Source organism: Moheibacter sediminis, assembly GCF_900176425.1.
Lineage (GTDB): Bacteria > Bacteroidota > Bacteroidia > Flavobacteriales > Weeksellaceae > Moheibacter > Moheibacter sediminis.
On sequence record NZ_FWXS01000005.1, the window covers coordinates 219,063 to 238,608 of the forward strand.

The 19,546-nt window shown below is 34.9% G+C and carries 24 protein-coding genes, 1 pseudogene and 1 riboswitch; of the genes and pseudogenes, 13 read left to right on the forward strand and 12 right to left on the reverse strand.

Annotation, left to right across the window (positions count from 1 at the left end; translation table 11 throughout):
• Positions 1 to 58: 58 nt before the first annotated feature.
• The 6 genes from B8977_RS09230 (at position 59) to B8977_RS09255 (ending at position 3,981) form a co-directional block, all read left to right on the forward strand.
• Positions 59 to 337 (forward strand): DUF3098 domain-containing protein, encoded by a 279-nt coding sequence (locus B8977_RS09230; protein ID WP_084017421.1) that lies wholly within the window; start codon positions 59 to 61, stop codon positions 335 to 337.
• Between the two features lie 54 nt (positions 338 to 391).
• Positions 392 to 1,267: an undecaprenyl-diphosphate phosphatase gene (locus tag B8977_RS09235; RefSeq protein ID WP_084017422.1), complete on the forward strand. Its 876-nt coding sequence runs from the start codon at positions 392 to 394 to the stop codon at positions 1,265 to 1,267.
• Positions 1,260 to 1,955 (forward strand): tRNA pseudouridine(55) synthase TruB, encoded by a 696-nt coding sequence (gene truB, locus B8977_RS09240; RefSeq protein WP_084017423.1) that lies wholly within the window; start codon positions 1,260 to 1,262, stop codon positions 1,953 to 1,955. The genes B8977_RS09235 and truB overlap by 8 nt, the downstream gene beginning before the upstream one ends.
• A gap of 78 nt (positions 1,956 to 2,033) precedes the next feature.
• Positions 2,034 to 2,564 carry a DinB family protein gene (locus B8977_RS09245; RefSeq protein WP_159447477.1) on the forward strand — a complete coding sequence of 177 codons (531 nt, stop codon included), beginning with the start codon at positions 2,034 to 2,036 and terminating at the stop codon, positions 2,562 to 2,564.
• 44 nt (positions 2,565 to 2,608) lie between these two features.
• Entirely contained in the window at positions 2,609 to 3,574 is a 966-nt protein-coding gene (locus B8977_RS09250; protein ID WP_084017493.1) for a helix-turn-helix transcriptional regulator, read from the forward strand.
• Between the two features lie 2 nt (positions 3,575 to 3,576).
• Positions 3,577 to 3,981 (forward strand): DUF6157 family protein, encoded by a 405-nt coding sequence (locus tag B8977_RS09255; protein WP_084017425.1) that lies wholly within the window; start codon positions 3,577 to 3,579, stop codon positions 3,979 to 3,981.
• Between the two features lie 52 nt (positions 3,982 to 4,033).
• Here the strand turns inward: B8977_RS09255 and B8977_RS09260 are convergent, their stop codons facing one another.
• From B8977_RS09260 to B8977_RS09275, 4 genes are all read right to left on the reverse strand, one after another.
• Positions 4,034 to 4,609 (reverse strand): hypothetical protein, encoded by a 576-nt coding sequence (locus B8977_RS09260; RefSeq protein ID WP_084017426.1) that lies wholly within the window; start codon positions 4,607 to 4,609, stop codon positions 4,034 to 4,036.
• A 147-nt stretch (positions 4,610 to 4,756) separates the two neighbouring features.
• A complete protein-coding gene (locus B8977_RS09265; protein ID WP_084017427.1) occupies positions 4,757 to 5,233 on the reverse strand; it encodes a DinB family protein in 477 nt (158 codons plus the stop codon).
• Between the two features lie 95 nt (positions 5,234 to 5,328).
• On the reverse strand, positions 5,329 to 5,772 hold the full coding sequence (locus B8977_RS09270; RefSeq protein WP_084017428.1) for a DinB family protein: 444 nt from the start codon (positions 5,770 to 5,772) through the stop codon (positions 5,329 to 5,331).
• 25 nt (positions 5,773 to 5,797) lie between these two features.
• The gene (locus B8977_RS09275) at positions 5,798 to 6,577 is read right to left on the reverse strand and encodes a M48 family metalloprotease (RefSeq protein WP_084017429.1); all 780 of its coding nucleotides are present in this window, start codon (positions 6,575 to 6,577) and stop codon (positions 5,798 to 5,800) included.
• Between the two features lie 84 nt (positions 6,578 to 6,661).
• On the opposite strand from B8977_RS09275, the gene B8977_RS09280 reads away from it, so the two are divergent.
• The 5 genes and pseudogenes from B8977_RS09280 to B8977_RS09300 all read left to right on the forward strand — a co-directional run bounded on the left by B8977_RS09280 (position 6,662) and on the right by B8977_RS09300 (position 10,277).
• On the forward strand, positions 6,662 to 7,153 hold the full coding sequence (locus B8977_RS09280) for a hypothetical protein (RefSeq protein WP_084017430.1): 492 nt from the start codon (positions 6,662 to 6,664) through the stop codon (positions 7,151 to 7,153).
• Positions 7,154 to 7,224: 71 nt separating this feature from the next.
• The gene (rpsF, locus tag B8977_RS09285; protein ID WP_084017431.1) at positions 7,225 to 7,575 is read left to right on the forward strand and encodes a 30S ribosomal protein S6; all 351 of its coding nucleotides are present in this window, start codon (positions 7,225 to 7,227) and stop codon (positions 7,573 to 7,575) included.
• 12 nt (positions 7,576 to 7,587) lie between these two features.
• Complete coding sequence (rpsR, locus tag B8977_RS09290; protein WP_084017432.1) at positions 7,588 to 7,890, forward strand: 30S ribosomal protein S18; 303 nt, start codon at positions 7,588 to 7,590, stop codon at positions 7,888 to 7,890.
• Positions 7,891 to 7,914: 24 nt separating this feature from the next.
• Positions 7,915 to 8,412: pseudogene (gene rplI, locus B8977_RS09295) on the forward strand (50S ribosomal protein L9); the annotation flags it as partial.
• Between the two features lie 245 nt (positions 8,413 to 8,657).
• On the forward strand, positions 8,658 to 10,277 hold the full coding sequence (locus B8977_RS09300) for a T9SS type A sorting domain-containing protein (RefSeq protein ID WP_084017434.1): 1,620 nt from the start codon (positions 8,658 to 8,660) through the stop codon (positions 10,275 to 10,277).
• Positions 10,278 to 10,373: 96 nt separating this feature from the next.
• On the opposite strand, the gene B8977_RS09305 is transcribed toward B8977_RS09300, so the two are convergent.
• The 8 genes from B8977_RS09305 to B8977_RS09340 form a co-directional block, all read right to left on the reverse strand.
• Positions 10,374 to 10,661, reverse strand: coding sequence for an ATP-dependent Clp protease adaptor ClpS (locus tag B8977_RS09305; protein WP_084017494.1), 288 nt, complete (start codon positions 10,659 to 10,661; stop codon positions 10,374 to 10,376).
• 5 nt (positions 10,662 to 10,666) lie between these two features.
• Positions 10,667 to 11,497 (reverse strand): 50S ribosomal protein L11 methyltransferase, encoded by an 831-nt coding sequence (prmA, locus tag B8977_RS09310; RefSeq protein WP_084017435.1) that lies wholly within the window; start codon positions 11,495 to 11,497, stop codon positions 10,667 to 10,669.
• Positions 11,498 to 11,533: 36 nt separating this feature from the next.
• Entirely contained in the window at positions 11,534 to 12,292 is a 759-nt protein-coding gene (tpiA, locus tag B8977_RS09315; RefSeq protein WP_084017436.1) for a triose-phosphate isomerase, read from the reverse strand.
• Positions 12,293 to 12,428: 136 nt separating this feature from the next.
• Positions 12,429 to 13,871, reverse strand: a complete 1,443-nt coding sequence (locus B8977_RS09320) for a serine hydrolase (protein WP_084017437.1) — start codon at positions 13,869 to 13,871, stop codon at positions 12,429 to 12,431.
• 107 nt (positions 13,872 to 13,978) lie between these two features.
• Entirely contained in the window at positions 13,979 to 15,055 is a 1,077-nt protein-coding gene (locus tag B8977_RS09325) for an ABC transporter permease (RefSeq protein ID WP_084017438.1), read from the reverse strand.
• 28 nt (positions 15,056 to 15,083) lie between these two features.
• The gene (locus tag B8977_RS09330) at positions 15,084 to 16,205 is read right to left on the reverse strand and encodes a BT_3928 family protein (protein ID WP_084017439.1); all 1,122 of its coding nucleotides are present in this window, start codon (positions 16,203 to 16,205) and stop codon (positions 15,084 to 15,086) included.
• 5 nt (positions 16,206 to 16,210) lie between these two features.
• Positions 16,211 to 16,813 (reverse strand): hypothetical protein, encoded by a 603-nt coding sequence (locus B8977_RS09335; RefSeq protein ID WP_084017440.1) that lies wholly within the window; start codon positions 16,811 to 16,813, stop codon positions 16,211 to 16,213.
• Positions 16,810 to 17,355, reverse strand: coding sequence for a DUF1599 domain-containing protein (locus tag B8977_RS09340; RefSeq protein ID WP_084017441.1), 546 nt, complete (start codon positions 17,353 to 17,355; stop codon positions 16,810 to 16,812). The genes B8977_RS09335 and B8977_RS09340 overlap by 4 nt, the downstream gene beginning before the upstream one ends.
• 53 nt (positions 17,356 to 17,408) lie before the next feature.
• Here B8977_RS09340 and folP point away from each other — a divergent pair, with 53 nt between their 5' ends.
• Both folP and B8977_RS09350 read left to right on the forward strand, forming a co-directional pair.
• Positions 17,409 to 18,230: a dihydropteroate synthase gene (folP, locus tag B8977_RS09345; protein ID WP_084017442.1), complete on the forward strand. Its 822-nt coding sequence runs from the start codon at positions 17,409 to 17,411 to the stop codon at positions 18,228 to 18,230.
• A gap of 72 nt (positions 18,231 to 18,302) precedes the next feature.
• Positions 18,303 to 18,414, forward strand: a riboswitch (SAM riboswitch).
• 123 nt (positions 18,415 to 18,537) lie between these two features.
• Positions 18,538 to 19,545, forward strand: a complete 1,008-nt coding sequence (locus B8977_RS09350; RefSeq protein ID WP_084017443.1) for a homocysteine S-methyltransferase family protein — start codon at positions 18,538 to 18,540, stop codon at positions 19,543 to 19,545.
• The last annotated feature ends 1 nt before the right edge of the window (position 19,546 follow it).

Here is a 19,546-nt window from a genome sequence, read left to right on the forward strand (position 1 = left end):
ACCATAAAATTCAATTTGATTTCTAATTTTTGAAGTCTCAATTTTAAATAATAAATCAATGTCAAAAATTAAAATAGACAATTCCCGTTTTTCACTTCTTTTTGGAAAGAAAAATTATATGTTCATGGGAATCGGACTGGCTTTCATCTTGGTAGGATTTCTGTTGATGATGGGGCAGGATGCCAACACACGCCCTGACGGAACTTTCGATACCAATTATTGGAACGATGGAATTTTTTCTTGGAGAAGAATCCGTTTAGCCCCTTTTTTAATTTTAGTTGGATTTGCGATTGAAGTTTACGCTATTATGCTCAATCCGGAAAAATCAACAAAATAAATTGTTTTCAAGTTCATCAATAAAACTTTGAACTTAAAATTTTAAAAATCTTAAATGAATACACTCGAAGCGATTATCATTGCAATCATTGAAGGACTTACCGAATATTTACCCATTTCCTCAACTGCTCATATGGGATTTGTAGCGAATTTAATGGGAATGGAAAACTCTGAATTTTTAAAGATGTTTCAGGTTTCTATTCAGTTTGGAGCAATTCTTTCGATTGTAGCTTTGTATTGGAAGAAATTTTTTGATTTTTCTAATTTTAATTTTTACCTCAAATTAGGATTCGCAGTAATTCCGGCATTGGCTTTAGGATATTTGTTAGATGACAAAATCGAAGCCGTTCTAGGAAACCAAATTGCAATTTCTTCGGTTTTGGTTTTGGGCGGAATTATTTTGATTTTCGTAGACAAATGGTTCAAAAATCCAAAAATAGAAGACGAAAAAGAAATCACTTTCAAAACTGCTATTACTATTGGATTTTTCCAATGTCTGGCAATGATGCCGGGTACAAGCCGTTCTGCAGCATCGATCATTGGTGGAATGACACAAGGTTTGAGCAGAAAAGCTGCAGCGGAATTTTCATTTTTCCTAGCCGTTCCGACGATGCTTGCAGTTACCGTTTACTCCGTTTTTGTAAAAACTTGGGGCAAAGGAACTGTAAATGAAATGAAAGGTTACGAAATGATTTTGCAGGACAATCAGCACATCATGCTTTTTCTGATTGGAAACGTGGTTGCATTCATCGTAGCGATGATTGCGGTTAAATTTTTCATATCAATTTTGACGAAATTCGGATTCAAAGTTTGGGGCTGGTACAGAATCATCATTGGAATACTTTTGTTAATTTATTTCTGGAACAATCCAAAAGTAGAATCGACAGATTCAACAGAAATCACTTCCATTCAGGTTTCAGCAAATGATTAATGTTGAAGAAATTCAGGAAGGAAAAGTTTTCCTGATTGATAAACCGTTAGATTGGACTTCATTTGATGTTGTCAACAAAGTACGTTGGAACATTAAAAAATCATATAATCTAAAGAAAATAAAGGTCGGTCATGCGGGGACGCTCGATCCGAAAGCTACAGGTTTGCTGATTTTGTGTACCGGAAAATTTACCAAAAGAATTGATGAAATTCAGGCTGAATCAAAAGTTTATACCGGAACTTTTAAACTAGGAGTGACTACACCGACTTACGATACTGAATCTGATGAAAATGAAACTTTTGCCATTGAGCATATTTCTGAAGAATTAATTCACGAAGCCACGAAACAGTTCATCGGCGACATCGATCAATTTCCTCCCGCACATTCAGCTATAAAAATAGATGGAAAAAGATTGTACGAATTGGCTCGCGCCGGCAAAGAAGTTGAATTAAAACCAAGACAAATTTCTATTTACGATTTCAAAATTACTAAAATTGAAATGCCTTTTTTAGAGTTTGAAGTGCATTGCGGCAAAGGAACTTATATTCGTTCACTTGCGCATGATTTTGGTAAAGCATTAAATTCAGGAGCCTATCTGACCGAATTAAGAAGAACCAAAATCGGAGATTTTTCTGTAGAAAATGCAGAGAATGATCCGCTTAATTTAGAATATTTTTCTGAGCAATAAATCCTCCTGACATACTGTTGTCATTTTCAGATTTTAGTTTTACATCATAAAATTATATAAATGTTAAAACTAATGATTATGAAAAGTACAAAACCAATTCAAAAGTCTGCATTTCAAACTTTAATCGAAGACCAGATTCATTATCAGCTTTGGGCAAATCAGTCAATGATTGATTCTCTTAAAGCTCATCCCGCTCAAAAATTAACAGCAAAGATTCCTTCCAGTTACGAAACCATTTATGATACTGTAAAACACATTTATCAGGTTCAGGATTTTTGGTTCAAAATGATTCAGGGAAAATCGTATGATTTTACCGAAAAGGAATATTCAACCGATGAATTATTTGAAAAATTAATTCAGAATTCGAACGAATTAAATGATTTCGTTTGCCAATTGGACGAATTTGAACTGCAGGAAAAAATGGAAATCATCACGCCTTGGTTTACTTCACATCAGCCTCGTTACGAATTGATTCAACAGATTGTGACGCACACCGCTTATCACCGCGGACAAATTGTAACAATGGGGCGAAATCTGGATATTACAAACGCTGCCAACACCGATTTCAATTTTTATTTATTGATGGCAAAACCAAAATCAGAGATTTGATTTCCGTTTTGAAAGATTATCTTTGGGAAAATGTAATTTCCAGAATGTACCAAGACGAATCACCCAAACGTTTCGACAGGATTGTTTCCATTTTGATTCAGCTGCAATCCAAAAAAATTGTTAAAGCGCAGGAAATGGCTGACCGTTTCGATGTCAGTCTGCGCACCATTTACCGGGACATTCGCACGTTAGAAGCATCTGGTGTTCCTATCTATAGTGAAGCAGGAGTGGGGTATTCGCTCGTCGATGGCTATCGTTTGCCCCCCGTTATGTTTACGCAGGAAGAAGCAGGAAGTTTCGTCGCGGCAGAAAAACTCATGCAGAAATTTACAGATAAAAATCTCGGAAATCATTTCCAGTCTGCAATGTTCAAAATTAAATCTGTTTTGCGAGGCTCGCAAAAAGACTGGATCGAAGCCATCGAATCTAAAATTCAAATTTCGCCCGCACAGGATTTATTCAATCATAAAATACCTGATGTCCTCGAAATCCTTTTTGAGAGTATTGCCGAAAAGCAGCAAATTATTGTTCTTTACCAATCTTTAGAAGCGGAAAATCCAGTGAAAAGAATTCTCGAACCGGTTGGTATTTTCCATGAAAACAATCATTGGTATATTTTGGGATATTGTCATTTGCGAAAAGATTACAGACAGTTTCGTACAGATAGAATTCAAAATATTCAACGAACAAATAATGCTTTTGAGCTTCAACACAAGGATTTGGATTTTTATTTAACCAAAGAAAATCAATCCGAAAAAGTAAAAATCAGAATTTTGATTGACCGTAAAATATCAAAATACCTCAGTTCAGACCGTAAATATTATGGATTTGTTTCAGAAAAGATTCTCGGCGACAAAGTAGAAATGACTTTCGAAACACATTCTCTCCAAAACGGATTTCCTAGATGGTACATGATGTTTGGTGATTATGCAGAAATCATCGAACCCGAAGATTTAAAATTTCAGGTCAAAGAGCTTTTGATAAATTTGGAAAACAAGTTAAATTCCTGAAAATGCATACCACCAATTACTACAATACATTTATAGAAGTTTCAGAAGACTGCCCCGTTTTTGAATCGGAAATTCCCCAGCAAAAAGGAGATAACAAATCCGTTGCTTTACTCCAATTCGAAATGATTTCCCATAATCCGTATAAATATACTTCAGATGAAGTTTTGTTTAATATTTATGTGTTACGAAATAACTTATCACCCAATCAGAAAGAAAAGGAAAAATTTTTCTCAAAAGGACAAGCCTGTCTCAGAGCTTCGCCTTTAGGAAAACGCTACGGTTGGGGAATTCACTTTGACGAAAATGGGAGAATGGCACTCTACAATCTGGATTCTCCCGAATATCAGAAATTAAAAGGTGATATCAGTTTAACGCATCTGAAAGCTATGCGGAATAAGAGAAGATAAAACTTTAACAGAAAATATTGATTAAAAATAGATTATATATAGTTTTTTGAAATTAATTTTCCATTTGTCTAATAAAATCGTCTGCTACAACTTTAAGTCTTTCTTCTGTTGTACTAACTTCTTTAATCTGATTTAAAGATTGTAGCCCTAAATGTCTCAGGTATACAATTCTTACATTATGATTCAATTTATCACTCTTAAACTTTTGAATATGATTCAATGCTTCTTTTGCTTTTTTTCCAAAACAAATTATAGCATCTTCAATATCATATAATTCTCCAATTAATCTATCAATGTTATCAACATTTTTTATTTCAGAAGTCTTTGCTTCAGTTCTGCCATTCCAAATTTTGTAATGAACAAAATTACTTGCATTTGTTATTCTAAAGAAATATCTCAACCCTTTAGGATTTTTATGTTTGTATTTTTTCCAATTATTAATTTCTTCTTTATCAAATATTTTTGACAATACCTTGTCCTCATTTTTTTCGATTAATAAATCAAGATTTTCTCCCGTTTTTCCATTAACCAATTTTTTAGATTTTTGCTCTTCTTGACCCGGACAACTAAATACAAAGGCAATTTTTTTAGTTTCCCCTTTCATATAATCAACTATATCCCTTTTCATAAGAATTATTATAGAGTCTATAAAAATACAGTTTAATTTCTAAATAGTTATTTCATTTTTTATGGATTAGATAAATTAAATGAAAAAACTTTGACAAAGTTCAAAACTTTGTCAAAGTTAATTTTTCATTCAAAATTTAAAATAATTTTATCTCTCCCAAAAGAAAGGCGGTTCTATCCCTAAAGCTCTCAGATAAACGAAACCTTGTCCGCGATGGTGGATTTCGTTGTCAATGAAATACTGAATGTTTTGAATTGCCGGAAATTTATATTGTCCGAACAAATTCACTTCTTCGTGAAATCTTTCCGGAGAAATTTGACTCCATAGAGTGTTGATTTCTTCCGTTTGTTTGTCCCAGGCATTGAGTAAATCCTGCTTGTTTTTCCATTCACTTCGTGTTTCGTCAAATTCAACATTATTGTCATTTACGATTTGAGTTAATCCCGGAACGGCTATTGCCAAAAATTCTTTGACCATTTCAGAAAACGGGCGCATTCCGCCAACGGAAAATTCAAACAATTCTTTTTCAGGAAAAGTTTCGATGACTCTTCTTGTCAGTCTTCTGTGGCCCTGCCAGCTTTCCAATAATTCTTCTTGTGAAATGATCGGTCTTGTGTTGCTCATAATTTTTTGTTTTTGAGTTAAATATTATTTCTGATACAAAATTAAAATGAGAAAGTGACAGCAGTATGTCAGTAGTGAAATCGAAAAAGAAAAATTTAATTTCTTTTATAAATAATATAATCTGAAATCAGAGGCTCTATTCCACTTTCCCGGAACAGCAAAGCGATTTGTCCCCGATGATAAGTCGAATGATTAATTATATGAAATAGAATATCTTCTATTTTATTTTCAAATTTTTCACCTTTTGTGTTTTGGTATAAAATAGTTTGGTTCAGGTCAAATCCTTGTAAGATGATTTTGGTATTTGTGAAATTGGTTTCGTTAATTGGATTTAAATTCGAAAATTCATTCATCTGCCATGGGAGAAAAGGAATTTGATTCAGGATTCTGGAATTCCAAACCTGATGTGCATTTAAAATATGATTCATCAATTTCAGACTTTTCTCAGGAACTAAGGCTAAGTCTTTTTCAAACAAAAGAACTAATTCCTGATTGAAGTGAAAATTATATTCAAAAGGTTCCCGAAATTTAGATGTCATTTATTTAGAAATTAAAACTTTAGAATCATTTTTTGTACTTCTCAATTGCTTCCTTGATTTGTTGTCTTCTGTTTTCCGGCGCCGGATGCGTCCTTTGAAATTCAGGAACATTGCTTCCGCCAGAAGCTGCTTCCAAAATGTCCATCACACCAATCAATGCTTCCGGATTGTAGCCCGCTTCGATCATAAAACGCACACCCAAATCGTCACTTTCCAGTTCATCTTCACGGCCATATTTCATATTGACCATATTGGCAACGACTTGCGCATAATAAGCAGAATTGGCATCACCACCTGCAACACCTGCTGCGCCGGCAATTCCTTGTGACAATTCTTGTTTTGCCATTTGTTGCGCGCTGTGTCTTGCAATTACGTGTCCCACTTCATGTCCCAAAACGCCGGCAAGCTGGTCGATATTTTCAAGTCTTGCCAAAAGAGCTTCTGTGATAAATATTTGCCCGCCCGGCAGTGCGAAAGCATTTACGGTTCTCTGATCCGCCAAGACATGAAAATCAAACGGATAACCGGATTTTCCGGCAGCGCTTTTTTTGACGATATCATTTCCAATAGAATCCACTAAATTTCTGATTTGTGCATTTTTGCTCAAGCCTCCAAACTCAGCCGCCATTTGTGGCGCACTGTTCATGCCGAGTGCAATTTCTTCTTGTTTGTTTAAACTGATGTATTGTTTTTCGCCCGTAATTTCATTCATTTCAGAAGATGAATAAAATTTAACCAGGGAAAAAATTACGATTCCTGCTGCAATCAACAGTCTAAGGTAAAAACCGGTACTTTTATTTCTCATAATAAGGTTAGGATTAACTCTATCAAATGTACAAAAATTTAGGTATGAAATTTGTAAATTTGATTTTCAAAAAACTTCTATATTATGTCAAGTGAAATCATAGGTCTCGTGTTCTTTTTCGGAATGTTTATCATTCTGATTGGAGGAATTCTACTCATTGCATTTGTCGCTGCACGCAGCCGTAAATCCAAACAAAATAAATTACTTAAAGAACTTCCTTCCGCAGCTGAATTTCATTCTTTCGTACGATACAACAGAGCGAGTGTCCAAGGGCAATTTCTGAAATTAAAAGCATTTGAAGGCAGCGGCGTATTTTATATTGTTGGAACGAAAGCTATTTTCAAAAGCACAAAAGGATATTATCATGAATTTGATATTTTGAATTCAAAAATTTTATGGGAAGGTGAAAATCTTGTAAATGGTTTGTTGAAATGGTTCAGTATCAATGACGGAACTGAAAAATTATTCCTCAATGTAGAAACCGGAATGTTTATCTTCCATACAGGAGATGCCGGGAAAGCCACAACCAGAACCATATTTGATAAATTAATGCTCATTCAGGCAGGTCATAAATAATTTTTTCAAATTTAATTAGGTAAAAAGATGTATAAACACTACATTTGCAACCCAAATTAAAAATTATATAAATGACTCATTACGAAACTGTTTTCATTTTGACTCCCGTTCTATCTGATGCTCAGGTGGAGGAAGCAGTTAAAAAAGTAGAAGATTTCCTAAAAGAAAACAACGCGGAAATCGTAACCAAAGAGAATTGGGGCTTGAAAAAATTAGCTTACTCAATTCAGAACAAAAGAAATGGTTTTTACCATTTAACAGAATTCAAAACTGAAAACCATGATTTGGTTGCAGGTTTGGAATTGATGTACAAACGCGACGAGCGCATGCTTCGTTACCTTACTGTAAAGTTAGATAAGCACGGTGTTGACTGGGCTGAAAAACGCAGAACAAAATTAAAATCACAAAAATCTAACGCTTAAAAATTTAGAGATATGGCTATAGATGACTTAGCAAAAAAAGCAGCAGAAGGTGGTGAAAGCGAAATTCGTTATTTATCACAATTAGATATACAGACACAAACGACTAAAAAATTCTGTCGTTTTAAAAAATACGGAATCAAATACGTTGATTATAAAGATCCAGATTTCTTATTGCAATTCGTAAACGAACAAGGGAAAATTCTTCCAAGAAGATACACAGGAACTTCTTTGAAATACCAGCGTAAAGTTTCAACAGCTATCAAACGTGCTCGTCACTTAGCTTTGATGCCGTTTATAGGTGACCAGTTAAAATAATAAAAAACCTAAAAGAGAAATAAAATGGACATTATATTAAAACAAGATGTAGAAAATTTAGGTTTTGAATTTGAAATCGTTTCTGTAAAACCTGGATTCGCTCGTAACTTCTTGATTCCTCAAGGAAAAGCTGTTATTGCAACTGCAAAACAGAGAGAAGAATTGAACAAAACTTTAGAAACACGTAAAGCAGATGAAGCAGCTCTAATCGCAACAGCTACTGAAAAATCAGCAAAATTGACTGGTTTGGAAGTTAAAATCGAAGCTAAAGTAGGTGCGGGAGATAAATTATTTGGTTCTGTAAACAACGGAGATTTGGCAGACGCTTTGAACAAAGCAGGTGTTGAAATCGAAAAGAAAAACATCAAAATCCCTGGAAATACTATCAAAAGAATCGGAAAAAACTCTGCTAAAATCCGTTTCCACAGAGAAGTTGAAGTTGATTTTGATTTTGAGGTTGTTGCTGACAAAGAATCTATTGAGCGTGCGGAAGCTGCTGCAAAAGCAAAAGCTGAAGTTGCAAGAATGGATGCTGAAAGACAAGCTAACGCTAACAAGTCTGAGGAATCTTCATTTAATTATGACAATCCTTTGTATGCAAAACCAAAAGAAGTAAAAGTTGAAGAAGAAGCTGCTCCGGCTGCTGATGCTCCAACTACTGAAGAAGCTTAATTTTAAGTTTTCAATATAAATTTAAAGCCGCTCATTGAGTGGCTTTTTTATTTAAATTATATTTATATTTGAACTCAATAACTAACCTCAATAATATGAAAAAAATTAAAGTGTTGCTGTTGTTTCTTTTTATAGGAATAGCCAACGGGCAGGTAACCAACAAAACCAATCCAAAAAGCTGGTCAAAAAACAACATTCCTCAGGCAGAAGTAAAAATCATGCCTTCATTTGATTTAGAACAAATTCACAATGAAGACTTACAAAGACAAAACGAAATCACAAAACCTTATCGTTTCGGATATGGTTTCGAAACAAATTATGATTTGCAAAATTCAGGTTCATGGACAGATTTGCCAAATGGAGATAGAATTTGGCAATTGACGGTCAAATCAGAAAATGCTTTGACATTAAATTTTGTTTTGGAAAATTTCAATTTGGCTGAGGGAGCGGAATTATATGTCTTCAATAAAACAAGAAATTCTAAATTAGGACCATTCACTTCTGTAGTTAACAATGACATCAAAACATTGAATACCTGGCCGGTTGAAGGTGAAGAAGTAACCCTCGAATTGTACGAACCTAAATCAGTAAAAGGATTGTCAACACTATCCGTCGCAAAGGTAGTCCACGGATACCGTTCAAAAGCTATTCAAAGATCTCCGGGCGATTCAGGTAACTGTAATTTCGATGTAGATTGTGCTATTGGTGATAATTTTGAATTCCAAAAGAAAGCTGTAGCAGAAATATTAGTTTCAGGAGGGACTGAATGGTGTACCGGAACTTTGTTGAACAATACTTCCGAAGACAAAACCCCTTACCTGATGACGGCAGATCATTGTTTTTCAAACTCTGTGGGTTCAACAGCCAATCTTGCATTTAGGTTTAACTGGAAATCTGACGAGCCGGAATGTCCTGGAAATACTACGAGTGTAGCACCTGATTTCTTACAAACTTCTTACGGGGCTGTCGTGAAAGCAAAGAATTCTGATACTGACTTTTTCTTGGTTGAATTGGTCAATCCGATTCCGGAAGACTGGGATGTTGTTTTCGCAGGTTGGAGTAGAGCAGATAGCGCGCCGGAAGGTGTTACGGTGGGCATCAGTCATCCAAGTGGAGATTTGATGAAAATTGCTTTGAATGAAGACCCTGTTTTTCCAAGTACAAGTATGGATGAGAATTTCTGGGAGGTATCAGAGTGGGAATTGGGTGTAACTGAAGGTGGTTCTTCAGGCTCCGTATTGTTCAATGCGGAAGGGAAATTCATTGGAAACCTTTATGGGGGTTGGGCTGCTTGTAATGGAAGTACAACTAATGATGAATGGGATGCTTACGGACGTTTTGACCTTTCATGGACAGGTGGCGGAACTAACAATAATCGTGTGAGTAATTGGTTAGATCCACAAAATACCGACGTGATGGAATTGGATTATTTGTCTAACATTGATGAAATGTCTGTTTCTGATTTGAACGCTCAATCTTCTTATTTTAAAATTTATCCAAATCCGGCAACTGATTTTGTAAATGTAGAATTATTGGAAAGTGACAAAGCCAATTATCAATTAATAGATATTGCCGGAAGACTGATCAAACAAGGGAAAATTGAAGCTAAGAAAAGTATGGTTTCATTATCAGGTTTATCAAAAGGAATTTATATTTTGAAATTAACGGACGTAAATTCTAAAAAACAAACCTCAGCTAAAATAGTTGTAAAGTAACTAGAATGCAATAAGAAAGCCACTCATCAAGTGGCTTTCTTATTTAGAAAATTCAATTTTGGATTACTCTTGTCATTCGAAGAAGGATGAATCTCTTTATACGATTTCTGCGCTCAAACCGCGGTGTAGCAATTCCACACACATCGGTTCAAGGAAATCAAAACTTCCGGATTTCACGTCGCATTTTCCTTTGTAATGAATGAGCCAGGTACACTGTTCCGCTTGTTCCACTGTATGGTCACAGATTTCAATCAAAGATTCGATCACAAAATCAAAAGTATTTACATCGTCATTGTGCAAAATAAGAACTCTTTTTTCCTCTTCCGCAACCATCACATTTACTTCATTTTCCTCTTTCCAAAGAGGTTTTACTGAAAAATTCATTGGTATTAATTTTTTATAAATCGGAGCGCAATCCATTCATTACGTTGTTTTTTTGAAACAAATTCTAAACCGTTTTGAGTACAAACTTCAACGATATCATCAAAATCAGTATCCAGTAAACCACTCAAAATCAATTCTCCTCCTGCAAAGTTAAGTACTTTTATGTATTGGGGAATGTCTGCAATCAAGATATTTCTGTTGATGTTGGCTATAATTGTATCAAACATCCTATCTCCCAACAGGCTTACATCGCCCAATCGGATGTTCAATTCAACACCATTTCTTTCTGCATTTTCATGCGAATTTTCAGTTGACCATTCATCGATGTCAATCGCTTCTGCATATTTTGCACCGCGTTTTTTGGCAAGAATTGCTAAGATGGAAGTACCGCAGCCCATATCCAAAATAGCCTTTCCTTCAAAATCCAATTCCAAAATGTATTCCACCATTAAATGCGTGGTTTCATGGTGTCCGGTTCCAAAAGACATTTTCGGCTGGATGATAATTTCGTAAGGAATTTCAGGTTTTATCGGATGAAATTCAGCACGGATATAACATTCATCATTGACTATAATTGGCTGGAAACCTGATTCCCAAACCTGATTCCAATTGACTTGTTCGATTTCTGTTTTGATGTATTCAATTTTCGATTCATGCAGGACTTCAATCCTTTCCAAAACTTCATTTTCATCATCCAGATTCTTTCTCACATACGCATTCATACCATTGGTAGTGTCTTCAAAGCTTTCAAATTCACATTCCGACAAAAGCGCTAAAAAAATATCACGCCAGGGTTCAACTGGCGTGATAGTAAATTTATATTCGATATAATTCATTTCTGATTTTGATTATGGTGCAAATTTACTCCATAATTAATAACGGGCTTTGATAATCGTAGTGAAATCATCTAAATTTAATGAAGCTCCACCCACTAGCGCACCGTCGATGTCGTATTGTTCAAAAAGATCGCGAGCATTTCCTGCATTCACACTCCCTCCATAAAGGATGCTCGTGGTGTTAGCAATAGAAATTCCATGTTCTGCACCGATGGTTTTACGGATGAAATCATGCATTTCCTGCGCTTGGTCAGGCGTGGCAGTTTTTCCCGTTCCGATTGCCCAAACAGGTTCGTAAGCAACAATCAAATCTTTCAGTTTATCAGGATCCTGGCGTTCCAAAGCCACTGTAACTTGCTCTTTTACTACGTCAAAATGTTTTCCAGCCTCTCTGTCTTCCAATTTTTCCCCGATACAAAGAATCGGAGTCATCCCATGCTCGTAAAGATGCGTGATTTTTTTACCGATGTATTTGTCCTGTTCGTTGTGGTATTGTCTGCGTTCAGAATGACCCACAATGCTGCAATTAATACCTATTGATTGAAGCTGTTCAGTTGAAACATCTCCGGTATAAGCTCCGTTTTCCATCGCAGAAACATTTTGTGAAGCTACACGGATTTTACTGTTTTTCAAATCTTTTCCGATTTGATCCAAGTACAAATGCGTAGGTGCAATGATGATTTCGACAGATGGTTTATTGGCGTGAACCCACGTATTTAAACGAAGTGCCAACTCTTTTGCTTGTGGAAATGTAAGGTTCATTTTCCAGTTTCCGGCAACGATTTTTCTTCTCATAAAATTGTATAATTTTTAGGTTTAACTATCTAATTTGAACAGTCTAAATTTAGATGAATTTTATATGTTAAAAAAATCTAAATTGTAAATTTTTCAAAAGAAATGATAAAAATCTCTTTGTTAGTTACGGGCATCATTATTCTATTTTTAATGTCAAATTATTATCCGGTGTTTGGTCGTTGTTCAATGCGTGTTTTGGTGATGTTATCCATCTAGAATTGTTGATTACAAATTTGAACTGGTATTCTTTATTTTTTTCAAATTGTGATTTTGGCAATTCAAGTTCAAATAAATTATTGCCTTTCACTACCATTTGAAATTTACTGTTTTCAGGATTCCAATCATTGAATGAACCTGCAACTGAAATATGATTTATCAAATCTGCATTTGCTTTTTGGTTATGTTGATATGTGAAAATTACTTTGTCATTTGTTAATCTATAACCATAAACATTTTTTCTACTATTATTATTAGTTAGTAAATCATTAGCGATATGAAAAGTTGAATTGCTAAGAATTCTGTGTGTTTCCGGTCCGCTGATGTTCACCACTATACAAACTCCCAGATTTTGCTCCGGAAATACAGAAAACATAACCTGATTGCCATAAGCTCCTCCGTGTTTGTAAGCATATTTACCTAACTCGGAAATATAAATATTGTCCCAAAAATAACCAAACCAATTTTGTTTGCTGTTTTTAACGTTTCGTTGTGTTTCTTGTACCGTTTTATTTTGACTTTCCAATTCAAATTGCAGAAATTGCATCAAATCACCCAAAGTTGATTTTGTTTGTAAACCTGATGAACCCCACAAATTACTAACAAAATGAGGCATTAAAATGTGATTGCTGTTATAACCATTAGCTAACTGCTCATTGGCATTTAAAGCAAATTTTGTATGGTTCATTTTTAGTTTTGACCAAAGATTTTCCCTTAGTAATTCTTCAAAAGGTTTTTCGTAAATATTTTCCAATATCAATCCCGTCAACTCAAGACTAGGATTACTATAAAGATACTTTGTTCCGGGAAGTGAGTCTAATTTTATTTTTTTAAGGTCTCTCAAAAAGTCAGGCTTAGTATAGTTTTTAGTTAATTCCACAAGTTTGAATGTTGTGCTATCATCAAAAGTTTTCATAATTTCTCTGTCATCCGGTAAAACGCTTGGAATTGCAGATTCATAAGAAATTAAATCATTGATGTGTATTGATTTTTCGTTAAATTCTAAATTCCTATAATCTCCTTTCAAATATTTCCTAATATCATCATTCAGATTGACCTTCTTTTCCAGAACAGCTTTTGCCAGTAAATACCCTGTCATAACTTTTGTGACTGAGGCTATTTCAAAGTAAGTATCATTATTGGCTTTGTTGGCTTTTCCTTTGTCAATTTCGCCATAATGTTTGGTGTAAATTTTCCCATTTTTTACGATACCAATAGAAACCGAATATGCTTTTGATTCTAGAAGCAATGTTTCTGCATTTCCATCAATGATCGAATATATATCCTTATCTAGGTGTTTATTATTTTGACTAAAAGTTGCTGTACTTATTAAAACCAAAAAGAAAAGGATTGTTTTACTCATTTTGTTCTGGTTTAATTTTTAGGTTGTTTTTCTATGCTTACTGTTAGTGCAAAGATAACCGCAAAATGCAAAATTGACAGTACAAAGTTTGTGTTCGTAGTATAAAATCAGTTCAACCTTACTTTCGGATCCAGAATCCCATACAATATATCCACCAATATATTAATGAATATAAAAACAGTAGCAATCACCAAAACCGCACCCATCACAACAGGTAGATCCAAAGTATTCAATGCGTTGACGATTTCTTTGCCCAATCCGTTCCAACCAAAAATAAACTCAATGAAAACCGCTCCGGCAAGCATTGACGCAAACCATCCTGAAGTCGCAGTAATCACAGGATTCAAGGAATTTTTCAAAGCATGTTTCCAAATTACTTTCCTCGAACTCAAACCTTTTGCATAAGCCGTTCTGATGTAATCCTGATTCAAGACTTCCAATAAAGAATTTCGCGTCAACTGCGTAATTACCGCCAGTGGACGAATCCCTAAAGTAAAAGCGGGCAGCACCAGATTTTTCAAAGTCAAATGTTTTCCTGCGCCTAAATCATCGATTTCATATAGACTTCCCGTCATCGAAAACCCGGTTATATCATGCAGCAAATACGCAAAGATATAAGCCACTATGATTGCCGAAAAAAACGAAGGAATACTCATCCCAAAACTCGTGATTACCAAAAGACTTCTGTCAATCCAACTGTCCTTCACCAACGCAGACCAAATCCCTAAAAGGATTCCGATGATAATCGCAAACGTAATCGCCGAAACTGCCAAAAGAATCGTATTGGGCAAAGTTTCTTTGATTATATCTGTAACCGTTTTTCCTTGTTTCTGAAATGAAGTCCGCATGTATGGATATTTCAACAAAACGGTTGCTTTTCCAACACTGAATAAATTTGCACCTTCATATTTTTCCGATTCAATCGATGTATAAGAATTTTCCGATTTGGAATGAATCGAAACAGGCGAGAGGTCATTTAGATAAAATAAATATTGTTTCCAAAGAGGTTGGTCGAGTCCCAGACTTTTTCGGATTTGTGCCAATTGTTCAGGGTCTTCTTTCTGGTCGAGCATCATACGTGCAGGATCGCCGGGAAGCACTGTGAACAGGAAAAAGATAATCGTTATCACACCAAAAAGTGTAATCAATCCATAAAAAATTTTATTGGTGAGGTAACGTAACACTTATTTATTTTGAATTAAGAATGATAAATTAAAACGAACTCAAAATCTCTTCCGAGCTTGGAATCGGATTGTCATGGAATTTTTTTACAACCGTTCCTTTTTTCACAGTCATAATTCCCGGATTGTTTCTGATAATTGTTTTCAACTGCGTTTGATCTACATAACAATAAGCAAATCCTGCATTTTCAATGTCTGAATTGGTTAAAACCGCAACATTTGCTTTTCCTTCCAATTCCTTATATAATTTATTCAAAATATTGATTTCTTCAGCAGTCAATTTTTCTGCAAATGGAATCAGGAAAAACACAACTTTCTGCTCATTTAAGTAAAATTCCGTTTTGTCTTCGCCGTCACAATCCAAAATAAAATCGTGAATTGGCGGCTCATAACCGGCAGAAATTTGTTTACTTTCGGTTTTTTCTGAGTCCATTTCCCAAGGCGTTCCTTCCTCGTACCATTTCACGTTGTCGGTATATTCAGTATCCGTAATTTGAACTACTTCTCCTGTTTTTTTATTTTTCATCGTATAAAGCACTTGGTATTTGGGTGGATCCAATCCCAATTCCTCCGCAGATTTCATCCCTTCCGTGATATTTTTTCCTTCTGCATAAGCTCTGAAATCGATGATAGGCAAATATTTAATTCCCGTAAATGCAAGCCATCCACACAAAAACAAAACCACCGCACTGATGGCAAAACTGACTTTAGATTTTTCAATCAGAGGTTTGATGTGTTTCTGTCCGATGAAAATAATGATAATTAAAATTAACAAGAAAATGTCTTTCCAGAAGGATTGCCAAGGTGTCAATTTCATTGCATCTCCGAAACATCCGCAATCGGTAACTTTGTTGAAATAAGCCGAGTAAAACGTTAGGAAGGTGAAGAATACAATTAAAATCAACAAACTCCAATTCGTGAATTTCTTGAAAATTCCCAACAATAAAAATACCCCCAAAATGATTTCAAAAATGCTGAAAAACGTAGCCTGAGGCAAAGCTAGATCATGTAAAAACTGAATGTTGAAAACGTCTGGCGCGAAATATTCTTCCAGTTTATAACTAAATCCAATCGGATCAATTGCCTTTACAAATCCGGAAAGGATGAATATAATTCCGACAATTACTCTGCAAATCTGTACGATGTATTTCATTTTTATTATTTAATGTGAAGTGTATCCTTTCTAATTGTTTCTGGATTAACTTTTACGTTAGGATAGATTTTTTTTAATTCTTCAATATCTCTTTCAAAATTGTTTCTATAAGCAACCCCATATTCATCTTTACCTGAATATTCATCAATTATTAAATTTCCAATATAGGTGATTTTTCCTTCTTCAGCTTCAAAAGGAATAGAAAAACCACTGTAAACAGAGGAGAAGGAAGTGTAAGCACCTTGACCAAATAAATTAATATGGTAAATCTCATAAGATCCTTTTGGTCTTTTAAAAACTACCAAATATGTTAAACCGTTATCCAGTTCACCTTTGTGTTTTGGTTTCCAAAGTAAATTGGGAACTAATGTGATTGTAGTACTATTACGTTCAACAATATCAGCATTAGTACTCATATTCGTAATTTCTACTTTATAATTTCCAAATCTTGCTCTTTCATTGAGAAATGTAATTGTTCCCACAATCAATCCAGATTGATTATTTTCAGAGAATGTCATGGGATTAGGTTGTACAATAATAGGTTGATTAGATGATGCACAGCTTTGAATCAAGAAAACAAGAATTAATAATGTGCTGATGATTTTCATTTTCTTATTTTTTTAAGTAATATCAACGCAAAAACCCCATAATTAACCATGTCTAAATAATTGGCATCCAGTCCTTCAGAAACGATTGTTTTACCTTTGTTATCTTCAATTTGTTTGATGCGCAAAACTTTCTGCAAAATCAAATCCGTAATGGAACTCACACGCATTTCGCGCCAGGCTTCGCCGTAATCGTGGTTCTTGTTTTGCATTAATTGAATCGCTATATTTACTTGTTTATCAAATTCTTGCAATGATTTTTCTACATTGAAATCAATCTGATTGGCAATGCCACATTCTAATTGAATCAATGCAATCAAGGAATAATTGATGATGCCGATGAATTCACTTTCTTCGCCTTCATCTATTTTTCGTTCAGAATTTTCTTGTAAACTTCTTATTCTGTTGGCTTTTATGTAAATTTGGTCGGTCAGAGAACTCATCCTCAAAATCCGCCATGCAGCACCATAATCCTGTAATTTCTTCTCAAACAATGTTCTGCATTCAGAAATAACAGATTGATATTGCTCTAATGTTTTTTCCATAACTTCGTTTCCGAACCAAAAATAGGGCTTACGTTTTAAATTACCATAAGATTATGCAAATTAACTGCAAAGGAAAACTCGTAGATTTATCACAACCCAAAGTGATGGGAATTCTCAATATAACTCCTGATTCTTTCTATGATGGCGGAAAAAATATTGAAATCCAAAATGCTTTGAACCAAGTTGAAACTATGTTAAATCAAAGTGCAGATTTTGTAGATATTGGAGGAATTTCTACACGTCCCGGTTCAACTGAAGTTTCTGAAAATGAAGAATTGAACAGAGTCATTCCCATCGTTGAATCAATTTTAAAAGAATTTCCGGAAATTTTGATTTCCGTTGATACATATCGCTCCAAAGTTGCCAAAGAATCCATTCAAGCCGGAGCTGCAATTATTAATGATATTTCAGCCGGAAATCTGGATGAACATTTATTACAAACCGTTGTAGAATTGAAAGTTCCATACGTTTTGATGCACATGCAGGGAAAGCCGAAAACGATGCAGCAGAATCCGATATATGAAAATGTTGCGATTGAAGTCAATCAATTTTTTTCTGAGAAAATCAATGAATTGAAACAATTGGGAATCAACGACATCATTCTAGATCCCGGATTTGGATTTGGAAAAACGGTGGAACACAATTATGAATTGATGAAAAATTTAGATTTAATTGGATTCGATGAATTTCCTTTACTGGTTGGTGTTTCAAGAAAATCTATGGTCACCAGATTACTGGATTTAAAACCCTCAGAAGCACTCAACGGAACGAGTTTGTTGAATTTTTACGCCCTTCAAAAAGGTGCAAAAATCCTGCGTGTTCATGATGTGAAAGAAGCAAAAGAAGCTATCAAAATTTGGGAAATGTTGCAGTAATTCAAAAAAAACTTGCATTTTCTATTATTCTTAACCGATATTTGCAACTGAAAAGTTCAATGACTTACTGATATGTTATCAAGAAAGGTGGAGGGAATAGACCCTGTGAAACCTTAGCAACCCTTTGCCAGTCAGAGAAGGTGCTAAATTCTACTCTTAATTTTTAAGTTGAGATAGATAGCGAAAAATAATTTTCCATGCGGAGAATTTCCAATTTTCTTTTTAATATTTTGATTAAACCTCTGTGCACTTTGTATAAAACTTCGTGTCCATTGTGGTGAAGTTTTATTGATTTAATTAATTGAAAATGAAGAAACCAAATATTGAATCCGAATTAGAAAAAAGGATTTTGATTCTCGACGGTGCGATGGGAACCATGTTACAACGTTATAATTTTTCCGAAGAAGATTTCCGTGGAGAACGCTTTGCAGATTATCATTTATTCCTAAAAGGAAATAACGATTTGCTGTCCCTGACGCAGCCACAAGCGATAGCGGAAGTTCATCGAGCTTACCTCGAAGCCGGAGCAGACATTCTCGAAACCAATACTTTTTCCGGAACGACAATCGCTATGGCGGATTATGATATGCAGGATTTGGTATATGAATTGAATTTTGAATCGGCAAAAATTGCTAAAAAAGTAGCAGACGAATTTACTCAGTTAAATCCATCCAAACCCAGATTCATAGCTGGAAGCATTGGACCGACCAATAAAACTGCAAGTTTATCGCCCGATGTAAATCGTCCAGAATTCCGAGGGGTTACTTTTGATGAATTGAGAATTGCTTACAAACAACAAACGGAAGCTTTGATTGACGGTGGAATAGACATCATTTTGGTGGAAACGATTTTCGATACACTCAATGCCAAAGCAGCTTTGTTTGCGATTGATGAAGTTTTTGAAGAAAGAAATATCCAACTTCCAATCATGGTTTCAGGAACAATTACAGATGCCTCCGGACGTACACTTTCCGGACAAACGGTAGAAGCATTTTTGATTTCAATTTCGCACATTCCATTATTGAGCGTCGGTTTCAACTGCGCTTTAGGTGCGGATCAGTTAAAACCTTATTTGAAAAGATTATCTGAAAATACAGAGTTTTTTGTTTCCGCTTATCCAAATGCAGGTTTGCCCAACGCTTTTGGAGAATATGACCAGACTGCAAAAGAAATGCAGGAATTGGTAAAAGAATATTTGGAAGAAGGATTAATCAACATTATCGGAGGTTGTTGTGGGACAACTCCGGAACACATAAAATTCATGGCTGAAGTCGCTGAACAATTTCAACCACGAATTAAAAATCTCACCATTTAAA